Annotated in this window: 9 protein-coding genes; 3 read left to right on the top strand and 6 right to left on the bottom strand. The window is 70.1% G+C overall.

The features are described from left to right. Positions 1–24: 24 nt before the first annotated feature. On the top strand, positions 25–3,192 hold the full coding sequence (locus tag Apa02nite_RS20120; protein ID WP_203826337.1) for a bifunctional cytochrome P450/NADPH--P450 reductase: 3,168 nt from the start codon (positions 25–27) through the stop codon (positions 3,190–3,192). A gap of 6 nt (positions 3,193–3,198) precedes the next feature. On the opposite strand, the gene Apa02nite_RS20125 is transcribed toward Apa02nite_RS20120, so the two are convergent. Together Apa02nite_RS20125 and Apa02nite_RS20130 are read right to left on the bottom strand one after the other, a co-directional pair. After that, complete coding sequence (locus tag Apa02nite_RS20125) at positions 3,199–4,491, bottom strand: serine/threonine-protein kinase (RefSeq protein ID WP_203826338.1); 1,293 nt, start codon at positions 4,489–4,491, stop codon at positions 3,199–3,201. A 26-nt stretch (positions 4,492–4,517) separates the two neighbouring features. Further along, complete coding sequence (locus Apa02nite_RS20130; protein WP_203826339.1) at positions 4,518–6,665, bottom strand: acyltransferase family protein; 2,148 nt, start codon at positions 6,663–6,665, stop codon at positions 4,518–4,520. Between the two features lie 949 nt (positions 6,666–7,614). Here Apa02nite_RS20130 and Apa02nite_RS20135 point away from each other — a divergent pair. Together Apa02nite_RS20135 and Apa02nite_RS20140 are read left to right on the top strand one after the other, a co-directional pair. Beyond that, entirely contained in the window at positions 7,615–13,695 is a 6,081-nt protein-coding gene (locus Apa02nite_RS20135) for a DNRLRE domain-containing protein (protein WP_203826340.1), read from the top strand. After that, a complete protein-coding gene (locus Apa02nite_RS20140; RefSeq protein WP_203826341.1) occupies positions 13,692–13,934 on the top strand; it encodes a hypothetical protein in 243 nt (80 codons plus the stop codon). The genes Apa02nite_RS20135 and Apa02nite_RS20140 overlap by 4 nt, the downstream gene beginning before the upstream one ends. Positions 13,935–14,084: 150 nt before the next feature. Here the strand turns inward: Apa02nite_RS20140 and Apa02nite_RS52375 are convergent, their stop codons facing one another. The 4 genes from Apa02nite_RS52375 to Apa02nite_RS20160 all read right to left on the bottom strand — a co-directional run bounded on the left by Apa02nite_RS52375 (position 14,085) and on the right by Apa02nite_RS20160 (position 19,060). Then, positions 14,085–15,752, bottom strand: a complete 1,668-nt coding sequence (locus Apa02nite_RS52375) for a serine/threonine-protein kinase (protein ID WP_203826342.1) — start codon at positions 15,750–15,752, stop codon at positions 14,085–14,087. Between the two features lie 271 nt (positions 15,753–16,023). Then, positions 16,024–16,404, bottom strand: coding sequence for a RidA family protein (locus Apa02nite_RS20150; RefSeq protein ID WP_203826343.1), 381 nt, complete (start codon positions 16,402–16,404; stop codon positions 16,024–16,026). Further along, a complete protein-coding gene (locus Apa02nite_RS20155) occupies positions 16,404–17,711 on the bottom strand; it encodes an amidohydrolase/deacetylase family metallohydrolase (protein ID WP_203826344.1) in 1,308 nt (435 codons plus the stop codon). The genes Apa02nite_RS20150 and Apa02nite_RS20155 overlap by 1 nt, the downstream gene beginning before the upstream one ends. Beyond that, positions 17,708–19,060, bottom strand: a complete 1,353-nt coding sequence (locus Apa02nite_RS20160) for a helix-turn-helix domain-containing protein (RefSeq protein ID WP_203826345.1) — start codon at positions 19,058–19,060, stop codon at positions 17,708–17,710. Before Apa02nite_RS20160 ends, Apa02nite_RS20155 begins: the two co-directional genes overlap by 4 nt. Positions 19,061–19,098 lie beyond the last annotated feature (38 nt).

A 19,098-nucleotide genomic window follows, 5' to 3' on the forward strand; every position in this document is an offset into this window, starting at 1 on the left:
TACACCGTATGGCTGAGGAGCCTAGTGGAAAAGAACGCGATCATCCCCACCCCTCGCGGGCTGCCCATCGTCGGCAACGGATGGCAGATTCCGGTGGAGGGGACGCACCAGTTCTTCACCGACCTCGCCGCCGAGCACCCGGGCGGCCTCTTCAAGCTCAACATGGCCGGCCGGCACGTCGTGCTGGTCTACGACCCGGACCTGGTCGCCGAGGTGTGTGACGAGTCCCGGTTCTACAAGCCGATCGACCCGCCGCTCGCGCACGTCCGGGATTTCGCCGGCGACGGCCTGTTCACCGCCCGCGGTGAGGAGGAGGTCTGGGGTCAGGCGCACCGGATCCTGCTGCCGGCGTTCAGCCAGCGGTCGATGAAGGCGTACTTCCCGCAGATGCTGGAGGTGGCCGAGGACCTCGTGGCGGCATGGTCATCGAAGTCTGACGTCGACGTCACCGACGACATGACCCGGCTGACCCTGGACACCATCGCGCTGGCCGGTTTCGGACAACGGTTCAAGTCGTTCGAGCAGCCCGAATTGCACCCGTTCCTGCAGGCGATGGGTCATGCGCTGACCGAGGCGATGGATCGGACGCGGCAGCTTCCGTTCGTGACCGGGCTGAAGAAGCGCGCCGACGCCGCCTACAAATCGGATATCTCCGTTATGCAGGAGACAGTGGATGAGGTGATTCGCGCTCGTCGTTCACAAAGTGACACCTCGAACGACCTGCTCGGGCTGATGCTCGACGCCGCCGACCCGGTCACCGGCGGGCGGCTCTCCGACGAGAACATCCGCAATCAGGTGCTCACCTTCCTGATCGCCGGGCACGAGACCACCAGCGGCACACTCTCGTTCGCGCTGCACCACCTGATGCGCAACCCGCACGTGCTGGCGCAGGCCTATGCCGAGGTGGACCGGATGCTGCCCGGCGACACGGCGGCCACCTACGAGACGATCATGAAGCTCGACGTGATCCCGCGGATCCTCGACGAGACGCTCCGGCTGCACTCGCCGATCACCGCGATCGGCCTGGCCGCGACGACGGCGACCACGCTCGGCGGGCGGTATCCGATCGCGGCGGACCAGAAGGTCGCGGTGCTGATGAAGCCGCTGCACACGCACCCGTCGGCATGGTCGGATCCGGACACGTTCGACATCGACAGGTGGCTGCCGGCGGCCAAGGCGGGCCACCACCCGCACGCGTACAAGCCGTTCGGCAACGGCGAGCGGGCCTGCATCGGCCGGCAGTTCGCGCTCACCGAGGCCCGCCTCGCGCTCGCGCTGATCCTGCAGCGCTTCGCGATCTCCGACCCGGCCGGTCACCGGCTCACCATCAAGCAGACCCTGACGATCAAGCCGCAGGACTTCCTGCTGCGGGTCCGCGCCCGGCAGGACCACGAGAGGCTCGCCTCGGTCCCGGTCGCCGCCTCGGCGCCGGCCACGACGCCGGTCCAGGTCCAGGCGTCAGGGGTACGGATGAGAGTCGCCTACGGTTCCAACCTGGGTACGTCGGAGGACCTCGCCCAGCAGCTCGCCGACCGGGCCCGGCGCTCCGGTTTCGCGGTGACCGTGCAGACCCTCGACGAGCTCGCCGCCGACCTGCCGGGCGAGGGTCTGCTCACCGTGGTGACGTCCAGCTACAACGGCCGGGCGCCGGACAACGCCCGGCTCTTCGACGACCTGGAGATCCCGGCCGGCGCGCTGGACGGGGTGACGTTCGCGGTGCTCGGCAACGGCAACACGCAGTGGGCCACGTACCAGGCGTTCCCCAAGCGGGTCGAGGCGAAGCTGGCCGCGGCCGGGGCGTCGCCGGTGGTCGGGCGGGGCGAGACGGATGCCGCCGGTGACTTCGACGGGATGGCCACCGCCTGGTCGGAGCGGCTGTGGACGGCACTCGCGCTCGCCTACGGCGCGACGTCCGCGGCGGCGACCGGCCCGCGGTACACCGTGGAGGTGCTCGGCGAGGACCAGGTGCGGCCGGCCGTGGTGTCCGGCAGCGCGTACCCGCTCATGGTGGAGGCGATCCGGGAGCTGGTCGGCGACGCGGACGGGCTGTGGGACTTCGGCCGGGAGGCGCCCCGGGCGGGCGTCAAGGCGATCACCGTGCGGCTGCCGGAGGGTACGACGTACCAGGCCGGCGACCACCTCGCGGTCTACGCCAAGAACGATCCGGAGCTCGTCGACTGGGCCCTGCACACGCTGCGCGTCGCGCACGACATGGTGATCCGTCTCGGACAGGACGGCGACCGGCGTACCGGGCTGCCGATCGGCGTGCCGGTCACCGCCGGGCTGCTGCTGACCGACTTCGTCGAGCTGCAGGAGCCGGCCACCCGCAGCCAGCTCGGCGCGCTCGCCGAGCACACCCGCTGCCCGTGGACCACCGGTCAGCTGGCCGGGTGGACGGCGGACACCGCCGAGGCGGGCGAGGCGTACGCGAACGAGATCCTGGCCAAGCGGGTGTCGATCCTCGCCCTGCTGGAGCGGTTCCCGGCGATCGAGCTGCCGTTCGCGGTCTTCCTGGAGCTGGTCGGGACGATCCGGCCGCGGTTCTACTCGATATCTTCGTCGCCGCGGGTCGACCCGTCCGCGGTGACCATCACGGTCGGCCTGGTCGACGGGCCGTCCCGGGCCGGGTCCGGGCGCTACCGCGGGATGTGCTCGCGGTACCTGGGCGGGCTGACCGAGGGCGACGTCTTCTACGGGCACGTGCGGGTGCCCGCGCCGCCGTTCCGCCCGCCGGCCGACCCGGCCACCCCGATGATCCTGATCGGTCCTGGGACCGGGTTCGCGCCGCTGCGCGGGTTCCTTCAGGAGCGCGCGCTGCTGGACACCCGGGGACCCTCGAAGATCTTCTACGGGTGCCGGCACCCCGACCACGACTGGCTCTACCGCGAGGAGATGGAGCAGTGGGCGGCCGACGGTGTCGCCGACCTGCACCTGGCGTTCTCCGCGGTGACCGGGCATCCGCACCGGTACGTCCAGGAGGCCCTGTCCGCGGCCGCCGACCAGGTGTGGGAGCTGCTCGAGGCGGGCGCGCACGTGTACCTGTGCGGGGACGGCGCGCGGATGGCGCCGGCCGTCCGGGGTGAGCTGGCCGCGATCTACCGGGGCCGGACCGGCGGGACCGCGGAGCAGGCCGACGTGTGGCTGCGGTCCCTCGAGGCCGCGGGGCGGTACCAGCAGGACGTCTTCGCCTGACGTTTTTCAGGGGGCGGCTTCAGGGGCGGCCGACGGGTCGTCGCCGGCCGGCTCCGAGCCGCCGCCGGGGTCGCCGCTGCCGCCCGGGTCGGGGCTGTCGTCCGGGCTGCTCGAGGTGGACGGGCCGGCGCTGGTACTGGTGCTCGCCGAGGCGCTCGGGCGGGTGCTGGTGCGGCGCGGGGGCCCGGGATTGGCGGGTGGCGGATCCTTTTCGGTCGTACGAGAAAGGGATCTTGATGGTTGTGGGGTGGGGCCCGGTGTGCTGGAAACGCTCGGTGCGGCGGGGGAGACCGCCGGGACCGGCGCCGGGGACTCCGGGAACCATCCGAACGGATCGGTGACCGCGGCGACGGCGGCGGCCCCGGAGACCGCGGCGAGCACCACGGCCAGCAGCGGTGTCCAGAGCCTGGGCTTTTCCGGTCTTTCCGGTTCGGGCGGCGGAGTGATCGAGACGGTCTCGCTCTCGGTGGCCAGCAGCCGGAGGTCACCGCCGGCCGCGGCCGTGGCGGCCTCGGCCATCGCGGCCGCCGACGGGTGCCGATCGGCCGGATCCTTGGCCAGCGCGCGGTGCACGAGCGCGCGGACCCGGGCCGGCACGTCGCCGGGCAGCGGCGCGGGCGCCTCGGTGACGTGCCGCAACGCGATGGAGACCGCGTCACCGCCGGCGAACGGCGGCCCGCCGGTCAGGCAGTGGTAGGCGACCGCGCCCAGCGCGTAGAGATCGGCGGCCGGACCGACCGTGGCCTTGGCGACCTGCTCCGGCGCCATGTAACAGGCCGTGCCGATCACGTTGCTCGCCCCGGTCAGCGTCACCGACAGTGCCGAGCGGGCCACCCCGAAATCGACAAGGACCACGTTGCCGTCCGGCTCGATGATCAGATTGCCGGGGGTGACGTCGCGGTGCACGATGCCCGCCCGGTGCACCGCCTGCAGCGCCCGGGCGACGAGCGTGACCAGCGCCATCGTCTCGGCGCCGGAGAGCCGGCCGCGCTCGGTGATCCGCTGGTCCAGGGGATTCCCGTCGATCCGGGCCATCACCAGGTAGGCGCCCTCGTCGGTGCTGCCGTAGTCGAAGACGGTAGCCACCCCGGGATGGCGCAGCGTGGCCATCGCCCGGGCCTCGTGCTCGAAGCGCCGCTGGAAACTCGGCTCGGCGGCCCGCTCGACCCGCAGCGTCTTCACCGCGACCGGGCGGCCGAGCACGGTGTCGGTCGCCCGCCACACCTCGCCCATCCCGCCGGCCGCGATGCGATCGTCCAGCCGGTATCGCCCGTTCAGCGACTCGCCAGGCTGGGGCATAGGCCCCAGCCTATGTGTTTCCCGCCCTATTTCACGACCGGCAGTCGTGCTTCCAGGACCGGGGCCAGCATGGCCGCGTACTTGGTGGTGATGTGGCTGTTGTCCCGCCACATCAGCAGGTTGCCGACCACCGCCGGGCAGACGTCGGTGCAGAACCAGTTCCGGCTCGGGATCACCGTGACGCCCAGCTTGCGGGCGGTCTGCGAGACGAGCGCCTGCCGGGCCGGGAACGGCATCGCCTCGGCGACCGGGCGGGCGCACCGCGACGCGTGCTTCGAGTTCGCCGCGAGGCACTCCGGGGCGTCCTCGTCCGGCCACGGGGTGTCCTCGATCATGACCAGCTTGGTGCCCTTGCTGTAGATCGCCCGGAACGTGTCCGCCCAGCCCTTGGCCCACAGTGCGTCGGCCTCGGCCGGGCCGCCCTTGTCGATCCGGGCGCCCTTGGCGTCGAGCAGGCCACCGTTGTCCCAGCCGTTCGAGGACAGCACCACCATGGCCGGTTTGGCCTGCTTGATCTCGGCCATCACGGTTTTGCGCCATTCGACGCACTCGGTGTAGGCGCGCTTGAACGTGCCCGAGTAGTTGGTGACGCTGGCAGCCTGACAAGCACTTTTGGTACGGACGACGAGCTTCCAGCCGCGCTCGACCGCGATCGCCTGCATCGCCGGGTACCAGTGCGCGGCGTGCGAGTCGCCGAACAGGTAGACCGCCTCGGTGCCGGCCGGGTCGCCGAAGACGCACTCGCCCGGGTGGACGGTCTCCTCGTACTGCAGGTGGCAGTTCGTGGCGTAGTAGGACGGCAGGTCCTTGCGCGCCTTCTGCACCTTCGGGGTGATGTTGGCGGGCAGTTCGCCCAGGCTCGCCGACGCCGCGATGATCTTTTGCAGCTCGGCCTCCGGGTCGGTGGCCGCCGCGACCGCCTGCGCGGTGTCCACGGCCGGCGCACCCTTGGCCAGCGCCGGCGGGTGCCCCGAGGCGACGTGCGCGAACCCGGCGGCGCCGACCGAGAGCACCAGGCCGACGGCGATCCCGCGCACCGCGGACTTCTTCACCCAGGCCTGGTTGCGCCCCGGGTTCTCCACCAGGTGGTACGACCCGACCGCGACCACCAGGGCCACCGCGGCCAGGATCAGGTTCAGCCCCAGCGTCGGCTCCCGGTCCAGCAGGAACGGGGCGATCATCAGGATCGGCCAGTGCCACAGATACCAGCTGTACGAGTACCGGCCGATCTGCTGGAGCGGCCAGATGCCCAGCAGGGTGGCCACGCCACCCCGCGGGGCCGCGCACCCACCGGCGATGATCGCGGCGGCGCCGAGCACCGGCAGGGCCGCGGCGGTGCCCGGGAACGGCGTGCTCTCGTCGTAGAGGAACGCGCTGCTCAGGACGGCGGCCAGGCCGGCCCAGGTGAGCACGGCGGCGAAGCCCCGGTGCAGCCCGGCGAGGCGGGTCGTGCCGACCGCCACCAGGGCGCCGATGCCCAGCTCCCAGGCTCGGGTGTGTGCGCCGAAATAGGCGTACGGGGCGGACGACTCGGTGATCTGGACGCTCGCGTACAGCGAGACCGCGATCACCGCGACCAGGGTGATCAGGATCGGCTTGGTGGTCTTCTTGAACACCAGCGCGAAGATCATCAGGAGCAGCGGCCAGACCAGGTAGAACTGCTCCTCCACCGCGAGCGACCAGAAGTGCTGCAGCGGGGAGGGCGCGGCGTCGGCGTTGAGGTACTGGACGCCCTCGTAGGCGAGCCGCCAGTTGATCCCGTAGAACGTCGCGTAGAGCGCGTCCAGGGAGATCGACTTGAACCGGGTGGCCGGCAGCCACATCCACGCGGCCGCGACGGTGACCAGCAGCACCAGCGTGGACGCCGGCAGCAGGCGGGTGGCCCGGCGGGCGTAGAACTTGGCCAGCGAGACGGTGCCGCTGCGCTTGAGCTCGCCGAGCAGCAACGTCGTGATCAGGAAGCCGGAGATCACGAAGAAGACGTCGACGCCGACGTAGCCTCCGGCCAGTCCGGACAGGCCGGCGTGCGAGAGCACCACCAGGGTGACCGCGATGGCCCGCATACCCTCGATGTCCGCACGGAACTTGAGGTTGGGGCGAGGCGTCTCGGCGGGCTTACCGACCGTGTTCTCCGGTCGATTAGCTTCGGTATGGATGTCGTAGGTGACCGACATGTCCTGCCCTGCTGGAGTTGGGGCCGCGCGGGACCGGTGGGGGTCGGGCGATGGCATCCATCAATGCGCAGTCACAGGCACGGTCAGTTATGGCGCGGGAGGTCGGCGGTCGGCCCGCTGGCTGCTGCTTTGGGATGCTTGTAGGGCCTAACCCACCATGAGCCGATTCATGACGCCTCATTGGCAAATACGTTGTTGCCCATCCCGGCTCATCGGGCCGAGATGCTGGCGTTTGCACAGGTCAGGAAGATGGCCGCAGGTATAGATCCGGGTTGGCCCGATAGCGACAGGTGTCCTTCGATCGAGTAGCCCCGTCACTCGAACGCCGTAACGGACGTCACTGAGCGCGACGCGGCTCGCCCGGTTGCCCGGCTGGTCCCGCCGACGTCGGCTCTGGCCGCGACCCAGGCGGCTGCGCCCGGCTACGGGGCGTTGCCCATTTTTCGGCGGGCGGGTCCGATCGGAATTCCGGCGGCGTGACGCTCGGCGCGCTCAAGATTCAGATGGTCTGCGGAGCGCAGTATTCCAGTCACCAGCCGTGATGGACAGCGAACTGAACGTGTGACTTCAATCTCTCCTGTTAGGACCGTCCGGTCCTTGTAGATAGGTGCTTCCCGATGGAAGTGTTTCGCCGATTCGATCTTGAGGTCAACGGGAGCGTGGCCTCTATCAACGGGGGTTCGAAGTGCGAAGTTTCCCTAAGGGGAACCGTCATCGACTCAGGTCAACGGGCCTGGGTCGTCAATGGGTCGCCTGGTGCGCGGCTACCGTCGTCGCCACGACGACCGTGTTCGTGGCACCGGCCGGTGCGGTTGCCGAGGCTGTCGCCGGGACTGCCGCAGCCGCGGCGAAAGAAGACTTTGAGCGGCCGGACGAAGTTTCGGCACAGTTGGCCGCGCAGGCTACGCGGCACGAAATTCTGATCACGGGAGCGACGACTCAGACGTCGTTGACCTATGCGCGACCGGACGGTTCGTTGCGCTCCGAGCTGGCCACGGTGCCGGTGCGGATCAAACAATCCGACGGATCGTGGGCGGACGTCGACTACGACCTGACGAAGGCCGGCGCTGGATACGCGCCGAAGGTGTCACCCTCGGACGTGGTGTTCTCCGGCGGCGGCGACGGCCCGGCCGTCACTCTGGGCAGTGGCTCACGCCGGGTGGAGATGTCCTGGGCGAAAGACCTGCCCGCCCCGACGATCGAGGGCCCTAACGCCCTCTACCAGCTGAATGCCAACGAGGTCCTGGTCCTGACGGCGACCTCGGACGGTTTTGAGCAGTCGCTGAAGTTGCTGGCGCCACCCACGAGCGCTCCCAAGCAGCGCCTCGGTTTCGACATGACCGGCGTCAGCATGGTGGCCAACGGCACCGGCGGCTACGACTTCGTCAAGACTGTCGACGGCGAGGCCACCTCCACGGTGATCTTCACGATGCCGAAGCCGCGGATGTACTCGTCGCAGGTGGTCAATGAGGAGCGCACCCAGGTGCAGGCGGTCCCGGCCACGCTGAAGAGCGACGACGACGGCAGCGCGTACCTCGACCTGTCCGCGGGTATGCCGTTCCTGACCGACCCGGCGACGGTCTACCCGGTCTGGATCGACCCGACAGTGTCATCGGTGTCGCGCAACGGCGACACGTACGTGACTCAGGCCGACGCGGACTCGCACGTGTCCGACAGCGACCTCCGCATCGGTGTCGCGTCGACCGGTAACATCAGGCGGTCCCTGGTCCGGTTCAGCACCACCAGCAGCGTTCCCGCCGGGTCGCACGTCACCAACGCGACGCTGAAGCTGTACAACAACGCCTCCATCACGTGTACGGCGCGATCGGTATACGCCTACCCGATCACCGAGTCATACACCATGACCAGCGCCACCTGGGCCAACCAGCCCAGCTACTCGACTTCCTCGGCGTATGCCGCGAGCGCGTCGTTCGCCTACGGCAACGAGAGTCTGGGTTGCGCCAACGGCACGGGATCGATCGCCGTGACCAACATGGTGCAGGCCTGGGTGTCCGGGACGCTGGCTGACAACGGCATGCTGCTCAAGGCCGGTAGCGAGACCGACACTTCGTACGCGAAGTACTTCTGCTCGATGAACATCGACGCGACCGGTGCCACCACCTGTTCCACCAGTGCTCGCTTCCCGACGATGAGCGTCGTGTACGACACCTACCCGGGTGTACCGACGACCAACGTCTTCTCGCCGCGGGTGACCGGAACGACTACGGACGCCTACCTGAAGAAGCCGACGGTGTACTCACCGTCGCTGACACCGACGTTCACCTCCAGTGTCTCCAACGCGGACGGTGCGAAGGTCTCCCTGCAGGTGAAGCTGTCGCGCGATGTGAACTACACCTCGGAGGGCACGGGGGAGATCACGACGGTCACCTCGGCAGCCGTGAACCCGGGAGCGAAGGCCTCGGTGACCGTGCCGTCCGGTGTGCTGACCGCCGGCACACACGTCATGTACCAGGTGCGTGCCCGGGTGACCAACGGCGCCGGCGGTTACGACTACTCGGCCTGGTCGCCGGCCAGTCTGACGTCGACCACCGCGTCGAAGATCGCCTTGAACATCAGCGTTCCCGCGGCCCCGGCGGTCTCCTGCGGTAGCTTCCCGTCAGGGACCTGGGCGTCTCCGACCGCGTCGACCACCTCGTGCACCTTCGACACCGTCTCGGCGGACGGTGCCGGCTACTACTGGGGGCTGGACGACCCGGCGACGCCGAACCTGGCGAACGACAGCAGCAACTCCGGTGCGGCGGTGACCGTCTCGACCGTGCCCGCGAAGACCGGCTGGCACACGCTGTACGTCCGCAGTCGTGACACCGCGTTGCACCTGTCGACGGGGACCACCGCGTACACCTTCGGTGTGGGCGCCGGTGGGGTGCTCACCCCGGCGGTCGGGGCCTCCACGGCCAAGGGCGTCGCACTCTCGTCATCCGCGAACTCGACCTATACCGGGATCACATATCAGTGGGCGCCCGGTAGCACCTCGACATCCTGGACCGACCTGCCGGCCGCGGATGTCACCTCGAACGGATCATCCACCGCGATCAGCGGTTGGCCGTTGGCCGGTACCGCTTCCGGGTCGCTCACGTCGTTCTCGGGTTACAACTGGAACGTCGCCGCGACCCTCGCCGCAGCCGGGGAGCCGGACGGCGCCTTGCGGATCCGGGCCAAGTTCAGCACCGCGTCCGGTGCGGTCGGTTACTCGGCCGAGCGGCTGTTCAGCCTGGCAGTGACCACTTTCGGGCAGAACGCGGCCACCGAGGACCTCGGTCCGGGTACGGTCTCGCTGACCACTGGTGACTTCGCGGTTTCGGCGGGCGATGCCGCCGTCGGCTCGCTGAGTATCGGACGCGCCGCGACCAGCCTGGCCCCGGCGTCCGCTACGACCGGTGCCACCGGAATCTTCGGTTCCGGCTGGAGCGCATCCCTGCCTTCCGTCGGCGCGAGTGACGCGACACTGATCGACAACTCCGTTTCCGGTTCGGTAGTGATCCGCGAGGGCGACGGCACCGAGTCCGTCTATGTGAAGCAGGTCTCGGGCACGTACTCCGGTAAGTACCTGGGCGTGGGAGACGCCAACGACGGCAGCGTGCTGGCGAAGTCGACCTCGATCGGCAACCCGGCGAACTCGGCGGACACGACCAGCTACACCGGCTGGCAGCTCACCGACACCAGCGGCACGATCACCACCTGGCTGAAAGCGAGCACCGGCGCATGGCTCGTGGCCTGGGTCGACAGGGCGGGCAAGGAAGGGGAGACCACCTACGGCCGTGACTCGGCGGGCCGGGTCACCACGATCCTGGCTCCGACCCCGACCGGAGTGACGTGCACGACGGCCAGCTTCAACACGCCGGGCTGCACCGCGCTGCAGATCGTCTACGCCACCGCCACCACGGCCACCGGCACCGACGAGAACGGCTGGGGCAACTACAGCGGCTTGGCGTCGGGCATCACCTGGACCGGATACGACCCGGCCAGTTCGGCGATGACGACGAAGTCCATCGCGGTCTATCAGTACGACTCGACCGGGCACCTGCGGAGCACGTGGGACCCGCGCCAGCCGGTGCCGTTGAAGACGCGGTACTCGTATGACGGGGCCGGGCGGATCGCCACGATCACCCCGCCCGGGGTCAACGCCTGGGCTCTGACCTACGACACCGCGGGCCGACTCGCCAGTGTCTCCCGGACCGACCCGGCCAACGGCAACGCCATCCGCGCGATCGTCTACAACCTGCCTGTCTCGGGACTCTCCGGTGCTCCGGACGTCTCCGAATCCGCGGCAGCCACCTGGGGACAGATCTCCGACCTGGCGTACACGGGCGCGGCGGTGTTCCCGGCCTCGCACGTCCCCGCCACCGGCAGTAACGGCACTTATGCTCCCAGTGCCGCGGACTGGCCGTACGCGGACATCAAGTACGCCGACATCGACGGCAACGTCGTCAGCTCCGCTGCTTACGGGGCCGGCGCCTGGCAGATCGACTCGGTGCGGTACGACGACGGCGGCAGCGAGATCTGGTCCCTCGACGCCGGTAGCCGGGCGCATGCGCTCAACCCGACCGCCGACACCGACCCGTACGCCGCGGCGCAGACCTCGTCCGCCGTCCGGGCCGACCTGCTCGCCACGATCAGTACCTACAGTGACGACGGTGCTGACCTGATCAGCACGCTCGAGCCGGCCCACCTGGCCCGGCTCTCGGACGGCACCATGGCCTCGATCCGATCCCGGACGGCGTACACCTACGACGCCGGGGCGCCCACCTCGGATGCCAGCCACCTGGTCACCAAGACCGTCACCCAGCCGGTGGCGATCGACGGCTCGACCGTGCCCGCCGCCGACACCAGGACCGTCGTGACCGGGTACGACCCGATCGACGGCACCTCGACGACGGGGGCCACCTCCGGATGGACCCTGTTCCAGCCGACTACGACGACCACGTGGATGGGTACGAGCGCGTCGTCGGACGACCTCACCACGAAGACCCGTTACGACTCGTCCGGTCGCGTCGTGGAATCCCGCCTGCCGGGCGGCTCCGCCTCCGACGCGAACACGACAGTGACCACCTACTACAGCACCGCTGCCAACTCGACCTACAGCGCGTGCGGTGCCAAACCGTACTGGGCGGGTCTGGTGTGCCGTACCGATCCCGGTGGCAGCCCCTCGGCGGGTCACGCCGTCGCCTCGACGGTCTACACCTATGACCTCTACCGGCAGCAGCTGACCGCGATCGAGATGTCGGGCGCGGTGACCCGGACCACCACGACCGGGTACGACACGGCAGGGCGCAAGACGAGCACCACCGCGGCGGTCGCCGGTCTGTCGACGTCGACCTCGGTGTCGAAGATCGAGCTGGCGTACGACTCCGCCACCGGCGGACTGTCCAGCATCACCCAGGACTCCGCGGCGATCACGGCCGCGTACGACGCGATCGGCCGTCAGACCAGCTACACCGATGCTGACGGTTCCACGTCGACGCGAACCTACGACATCGACGACAATCTTCGGACGAACAACGACGGAAAGGGTACGACCAGCTACACCTACGACTCCGCAACCGAGCATCGTGGCCTGGTCACCGCGATGGAGACGGGCATGGGCGGCAACCCGTCCACGTTCGGCGGGGTCTACGACGCGGCCGGTTCGCTCGTTCTCGAGACGTACCCGAACGGCATGACCGCCGTCCGTGGATACGACAACGTGGGCAACGGAACGGGGCTGACCTACACCCTGCCCACGTACCAGGGTGGAACTGCCGCGATGTTGTCCTTCTCGGCCGTCACCGACGCGCAGGGTCAGACGGTGCAGACGCAGTCACCGTTGTCCGCCCAGGACTACACCTTCGACAACAACGGGCGCCTCAGCCGTGTCGAGGACACGGTCGACGGCTCGTGCGCCACGCGCGTGTACGGCTACGACAAGCAGGCCGACCGCACCTCGGTGGCCAACTATGCCGCCGGCGGAGACGGAACCTGCCAGTCGAGCACCGTTTCCAGCACCAGCACCAGCACCTACGACACCGCCAACCGGGTGACCACCAGCGGGTACACCTATGACCAGCTCGGTCGCACGCTCACGGTGCCGGTGTCCGACCTGGCGTCCGGGTCCGCCGCGCTGGCAGTCAGCTACTACGACACCGACAAGCCGAAGTCCTTCACGCAGGGAACCGCCGGCAAGTCCTTCACCATCGACCCCGAGGGCCGCTACCGTCAGGTCATCGACACGACAGCGGGAACCGAGACGTCGAGAGTCGTCAACCACTACGGTGCCTCGATCGACTCGCCGTCCTGGATCGCAAGGTCCACTGATGGCGGAAAGACGACCACCTGGGCCCGCAACGTCCTCGGGATCGGCGGCGACCTCGCCGCGGTTCAGCTGTCCAGCGGTGGTGCGGTTCTGGAGATCACCAACCTGCACGGTGACATCGTGGCCACCGTCCCCGACGCGGTTCCTACCGCGGCGAACACATCAGGCGCCAGTACGACCGCATACTTCGAGTCCACCGAATTCGGTGCCGCTCGCGGTGGTGGCAGCACCCCGCAGTACGCCTGGCTGGGTGGGGCGATGCGCTCCGCCGAGACGCTCGGTGGCCTGGTACTGATGGGCGTACGGCTCTACAACCCGGCCAGCGGCCGGTTCCTCACACCGGACCCGGTCCCCGGTGGTAGCGACAACGCCTACGCGTACCCGAGCAACCCCATCGACGGCCTGGACCTGTCCGGCCAGGCACGTCACTTCAAGACCAAGTGGTCCAGGTACTACACCCACCTGCGTGTTCGTCTCGACAAGTACTATTCCGCACGTTTTACTGACAGCACCGCGCTTGCAGGTACACTCGTCGGTGCCTTGGCCATTCTCTACCCGGTTGCCGCCCCCTATCTTGCCTTTGTGATTGTCTATGCTGCTCGGTATTGGTGGAGATACCAGGGCTGGGTGGAGTCGGGGAAGTGCATCCAGATCGATGTCAATACTTTTTGGGGCGGTAAGCATGGGATTTCCTCGTATCGTGGGGGTTTCTGTAAGTGATCATTGAGATCTTGTCGATCCTTATCGGGGCCGTCGCGGGTGTTGGCCTCGCGCTGGCGATCCGTGGCAAGCGCGGCTCTGAACGGGGGAGGAAGGGGCTCGCTGTCGGCATTCCGATCGTGATTGCTCTGGCTGTCTGGGGTTTCTGGATGGAAGCCGTTCCGGCGACCATCCTGCCCTTCGGGCTCACTCTCTTCCTGTTGAGCTTGTTCGACAACGACAAGATCCAAAAGTCCTGAACGACATTCGAGAGGCTGCGGCCGGGGTTATCCCGGTCGCAGCCTTTTTGTGACCGGCGCACGATGGGGATGGCCGCCGAGTGTTGTCGCCGGAGCCGGGTAATTTCTTTTCGGTAGTCACGAAAAAGACGTTTTTCGGAGTTTCCTCGGTCAGTTCTCGTTGATGATCTTTCCCGGGTCGTCCTCGTCCCCGTCGTTGCTGTTGTCCTCGCCGCCGGAACTCGGGGCCGGTGCCGCGGTGGTCGGCTGGGTGGCCGGGGCAGTGGTCTCCGGGGCGGTGGATCCAGTCTCGGCGGGTTGCGCCGGGCCGGTCGGGCTCGCCGGGCCGGCGCTGGGGGAGGTGGCGGCTCGAGAGGGGGAGGAGGTTCGGGGCCGGCCGGTCTCGCTGCCCCCGCTCTTCTTGTCCGTGGTGGTGGCGGGCTTCGGGCCGGCCGAGGCGGTCGGGGCCGGGGTGCTTACGCCGGGGGCGGTGCCGGCGGGATTCTCGTCGAAGAGTCCGAAGGGGTCGGCGAGAGCGAAAGCGGTCCCCAGGCCGAGCAGCAGCAGGAGGCCAGCGGCAATCGTGATCAGAGTGCGGTTGCGGGGGGCGGTGAGCGCGGCTGGCCCGGCGCCGTCCGGGCCGCCGGTTCCGTCCTGCCCGCCCAGGTCGCCGGCCCCGGCCCGGCCATCCGTTCCGGCCGGGCTGCTTGCTCCCGTCAGGCCGTTGATCTTGTTCCCGGTATATCCGTTTTGTGCGGAAGGAGTGCTGGCAGTTCCGGTGGTGTCGCTTCCGGCTGCGGGGATCGGTGTTGTCCCGGTGGTCGATGCGGGTCCGGCCGGGCCGTCGAGTTTCCCCGAGACCATGGTGTGGCCGTCCTGCGCGGGACCCGCGGGCAGAATGTCGGCAAACAGCGGCGCACCCACCATGGCCCGCCCGGCGAACCCGGCCGCGGCCCCCGCCGCCACGGCCTGCGTGACAGCCCGCGGGTCCACTGCCGCGATGGCGGCGGCTTCGGCGTCGTCGTCGAGGTTCGCGGCCTCCTCTGCGGCGGTGGCCATCACGGACGCGGACGGGAAGCGGTCGGCCGGGTCCTTCGCGAGGGCGATGCCGACCAGGTCGCGGACCTGGTGGGGCAACTCCCGGGGCAGCGGCGGCGGATCGTCCGTGACGTGCTGCAGGGCGACCGCCAGCGGGTTATCGCCGAGGAACGGCGGCTGGCCGGTCAGGCAGTGGTAGGCCAGCGCGCCGAGCGCGTAGATGTCCGCGGCCGGCCCGGTGGTCTGCTTCGACACCTGTTCGGGCGCGATGTAGAGCGCCGTACCGACCACCTCGCGCGCCCCGGTCAGGGTGACCGAGTTGGCCGACCGGGCCACCCCGAAGTCGACAAGGACCACCGTCCCATCCGGCTCGATGATCAGATTCCCGGGCTTGACGTCCCGGTGCACGATCCCGGCCTCATGGGCGGCCTGCAGCGCGCGACCCGCCTGGGCCACGATCGACATGGTCTCGGCGACCGTCAGCTGCCCGCGGTCGGCGATGATCCGGTTCAGCGGCTGCCCGTCGACCCGGGCCATCACCAGGTAGGCGCCGTCGTCGGTGTCCCCGAAGTCGTAGACCGCCACGACGCCCGGATGCCGCAGCGCGGCCATCGTCCGGGCCTCGTGCCGGAACCGGCTCAGGAAGCCGGGATCGGTCCCGCGGCCACCGAGCAACGTCTTCACCGCGACCGAACGGTTCAGCACGGTGTCGGTGGCCGCCCAGACTTCCCCCATACCGCCGGCCGCGATCCGGTCATCCAGGCGATACCGTCCGCCGAGTAGCTCTCCGGGGTTAGGCATGAGTCTTCCTCTACCCAGGAGAGTCACCGACTATCCGCCCGCGCCCCCGGACATCGACAGCAGCCACTCACCCGAGGCGGCCCGGCGGCCGCTCCGAACTGACGCCGCAGCCTCGCGGTTACGCCGCACGCCCAGCCCAGCGCCCACGGCCCACACCGCGCCCACGCGCAGGCCCGCCGGGCCCACGCCGCTCCTCAGCCCGGCGTTCGCGCCGCGCCCGCGCGCCGCGCCTCAGGTCGGTGGTGATGCTGTTGTCACGGTTGTCGTGTGGTTACTCCCCGGTGTAGAGGATGGCGTCGATCTCGATGTCGAACCCGACCAGCGGGACCGGCAGGGTGGTCCGGACCGGCGGGTGGTCGCCCTTGACGTACTGCGGGTAGATCTCGTTCATCTCGGCGAAGTCCGCGAAGTCCCGCAGGTAGACCCCGACCCGGACGGCATCGTCCAGGCTGGCGCCGGCGGCCTCGGCGACCGCCGCCAGATTGCGGAACGCGGCGTGGGCCTGCTCGGCGAAGTTCCCGGTCACCCAGGAGCCGTCCGGCAGGGCCGGCACCGCACCGGCCAGATAGATGGTGTCGCCGGCCACGACGGCGTGCGAATACGGGCCGCCGGCCGGCGCCGCCTTGTCGGTTGTCACAGCGCGCTTCGGCATCAGGAACTCCTCGGTTGCTCTCGTGGGATCGGTCGGTCTCGTGGGAACTGTTCGGCCAGCCCGTCCACTCCCACCAGCGGAGTGGCGAGCAGGTCACGGAGGTGGCGCGCCCGGCTGTCCAGAGCGGCGCGCTGCGTGTCGGTGAGCGGGATCCACGGCGCCGGCGGGGACGGCAGGCGCGGGGCGAGCAGCCGCCCACCCACGTAGGTCGCCTCGTTGACCAGCCGGACCGGCGAGACGCGGACCTGCCGATGCGCGTCGGCGACCGGGAACTCTTCCGCTCGTACCTCGAAGATTGCGATGTCGGCCGGAGCGCCCACCGCAAGCGTTCCGGCGGCCAGGCCCAGCGCCCGGGCCGGATGGGTGGTGACCGCCGCGACCACCTCGGCCAGCGGGACGCCGACGGCCAGCAGTTTGGCCATCGTGGTGGGCAGGTCGAAGACCGGCCCGTGCAGGGATCGGGCGTGCAGATCGGTGGAGACCGTGTGAGGCCGCAAGCCCGCCTCCAGCTGCGCCTCGAGCACGTCGAAGGCGAACCCGCCGGAACCGTGCCCGAGGTCCAGCAGCACCCCGCGCCCAGCCGCCGCGTGCACCGCCGGGCCGGTCGGGACGGCGATGCCGCTGGCGCAGTGCGTGATGATGTCGCCGGGCCGCAGCAGGTCGAGCACCTCGTCGAGCGACGGCGGGGCGGACCCGATGTGGACCATGACCGGCACTCCGCAGGCCGCCGCGGCGGCCAGGCCCCGGCGCAGGGGCTCCACCCCGTTGTCGCCGACCGTCTCGCGGTCGATGCGGACCTTGACGCCGTGGATCAGCTCGCGGTTGGCCTGGATCGTGTCGATCGCCAGCGGGACGTCGCAGTTGCCCAGATCCCGGCTCTCGCCGGTGCGCCCGGCCAGGCCGATCGCGGAGATGTTCAGCAGCGCGGGCACCCGGACCGCCGCGGCGGCCGCGACCCGGCGCAGGCCGTCCAGCGTGTACGCCCCGGCGGACCCGGCGTCCACCCATGTGGTCACCCCGGAGTGCCAGGCCACCGGGTCGGGATCGATGCCCCAGTAGCCCGGGCCGACATGGGTGTGCAGGTCGATCAGACCCGGGGTGATCAGGCGTCCGGCGAGGTCCACCACCCGGCGCGCGTCGCGGGGCAGGTCCGGCCCGACTGCGGCAATCTGCCCATCGCGGACCGCGACATCCACCGGCCGTCCGGCCGCCGGCCCGGGGCCGGAACCGTTACCGGCGGTCGGCCCGGTGCCGGAATCGCCGTCGGTCAGGAGCCGGCCACCGGTCAGCAACAGGTCGAAGGTCATCGGTCGTCGGCTGTCGTCAGGGCGGCGTGGATCGCCAGCCGGTAGAGGCGGGTGGGGCGGCCCTTGTGATGCGGCTGGGCGCTGCCCTCGTCGGCGACCAGCCCCGCGTCGCTGAGTTTCCTGATCAGGCGGCGCCCGCTCGGATCGGTGATCCCGAGGGCCCGGGCCAGCTCGCCGGGGGTGATCGGGCGCCCGGCCAGCGACCGCTCCAGGGCGGCGAGCCGGGACATGGTGGCGGCGCTCAGCCCGGCCCGGCCGGCGAGCCCCTCGAGACCGCCGTGCCCCCGGTAGGTATAGGCCAGCGGCGGACCGGCCGCACCGATCGGCCCGATCATCACGCCGTCGGCGGTGATCAGGTAACCGGCCGTGGCGCCGTCTCGCTCGGCGCGGTCGGCCGCCTGCTCGGCCAGCGCCACACTGCCCCGGGCGGACGCGCCGATGCCGAAGCCGATCGCCGCGTCACCCATCGCCGCGGGCACCCGCTGGTCGTCCGCTCCGGAGATCTCCTCGTCGATCAGGGCGCCGGGAGTGGGGGCGCCGTGGAAGCCGGTGATCCCGCCGAGCGGCAGGCTGACCCAGTGCCGGGTCATGGTCTCGAACACGGCCGCCGGTGCGAAAGCGATCACCGCGCGCGGCCCGTGCTCGTCGATCCAGGCGTCGGCCAGCTCGGGAAGCGCGGACAGCGCCTCGCGCAGGGCGGCCCGGGCGCCGGACTCGGGGGCGCGGAACACCGCGGCGGCGAACCGCTGCCCGTCGGCCTGCCGCCCGCGCACCCGCAGGACCAGCTCGTGCAGGTCGGCCCGGATCGTGCCGGGTGTGGGCAGCGCCGGTAGCACGGCTGTCCGCCCGTCCAGTGCGGCGGCGACGCCGGTGCGCACGGTGATGACGTAGGGCGAACCCGTCCGGTCCAGGTGCTCCCGGTGGAACGCGACCACCTCGGCGATCGGCTGCTCGGGCCGGAACGGCAGGGTGGTGATCGCCGAGCGGTCGAGGCCGAGCGCGGCGGCCACCTCGGCGACCGTCTCGTCGGGGAAGGTGTCGATGCTGACCGGGGTGGCCGGCCAGCCGTTGCCGCGGGCTCGCGCCCAGGCGAGGGCCAGGTCGAGCGCGGCGGAGCGGGTGATCGCGACGGGCAGGGCGGGTGGCAGCAGGTCGCGGGCCCGGGCATACGGAACCAGCCCCAGCAGCAGGCCGGCCAGCGTGCCGCCGGCGAGCAGGTCGGTGACCCGGTCGCGGATCTCCTCCTCCCGCTCGTAGACCGCCCAGGAGAAGGAGACGCCGGTCAGCGTGCGCGCCGCCTCGGCGAACCGGCCACGTTGACCGGAGTGGACCACGACTCCGATGTCCATCGCGCCTCCTCTGGTGGTTCGTATGTGGTTCGTAGTAG

Source organism: Actinoplanes palleronii (assembly GCF_016862315.1).
Classification (GTDB): domain Bacteria; phylum Actinomycetota; class Actinomycetes; order Mycobacteriales; family Micromonosporaceae; genus Actinoplanes; species Actinoplanes palleronii.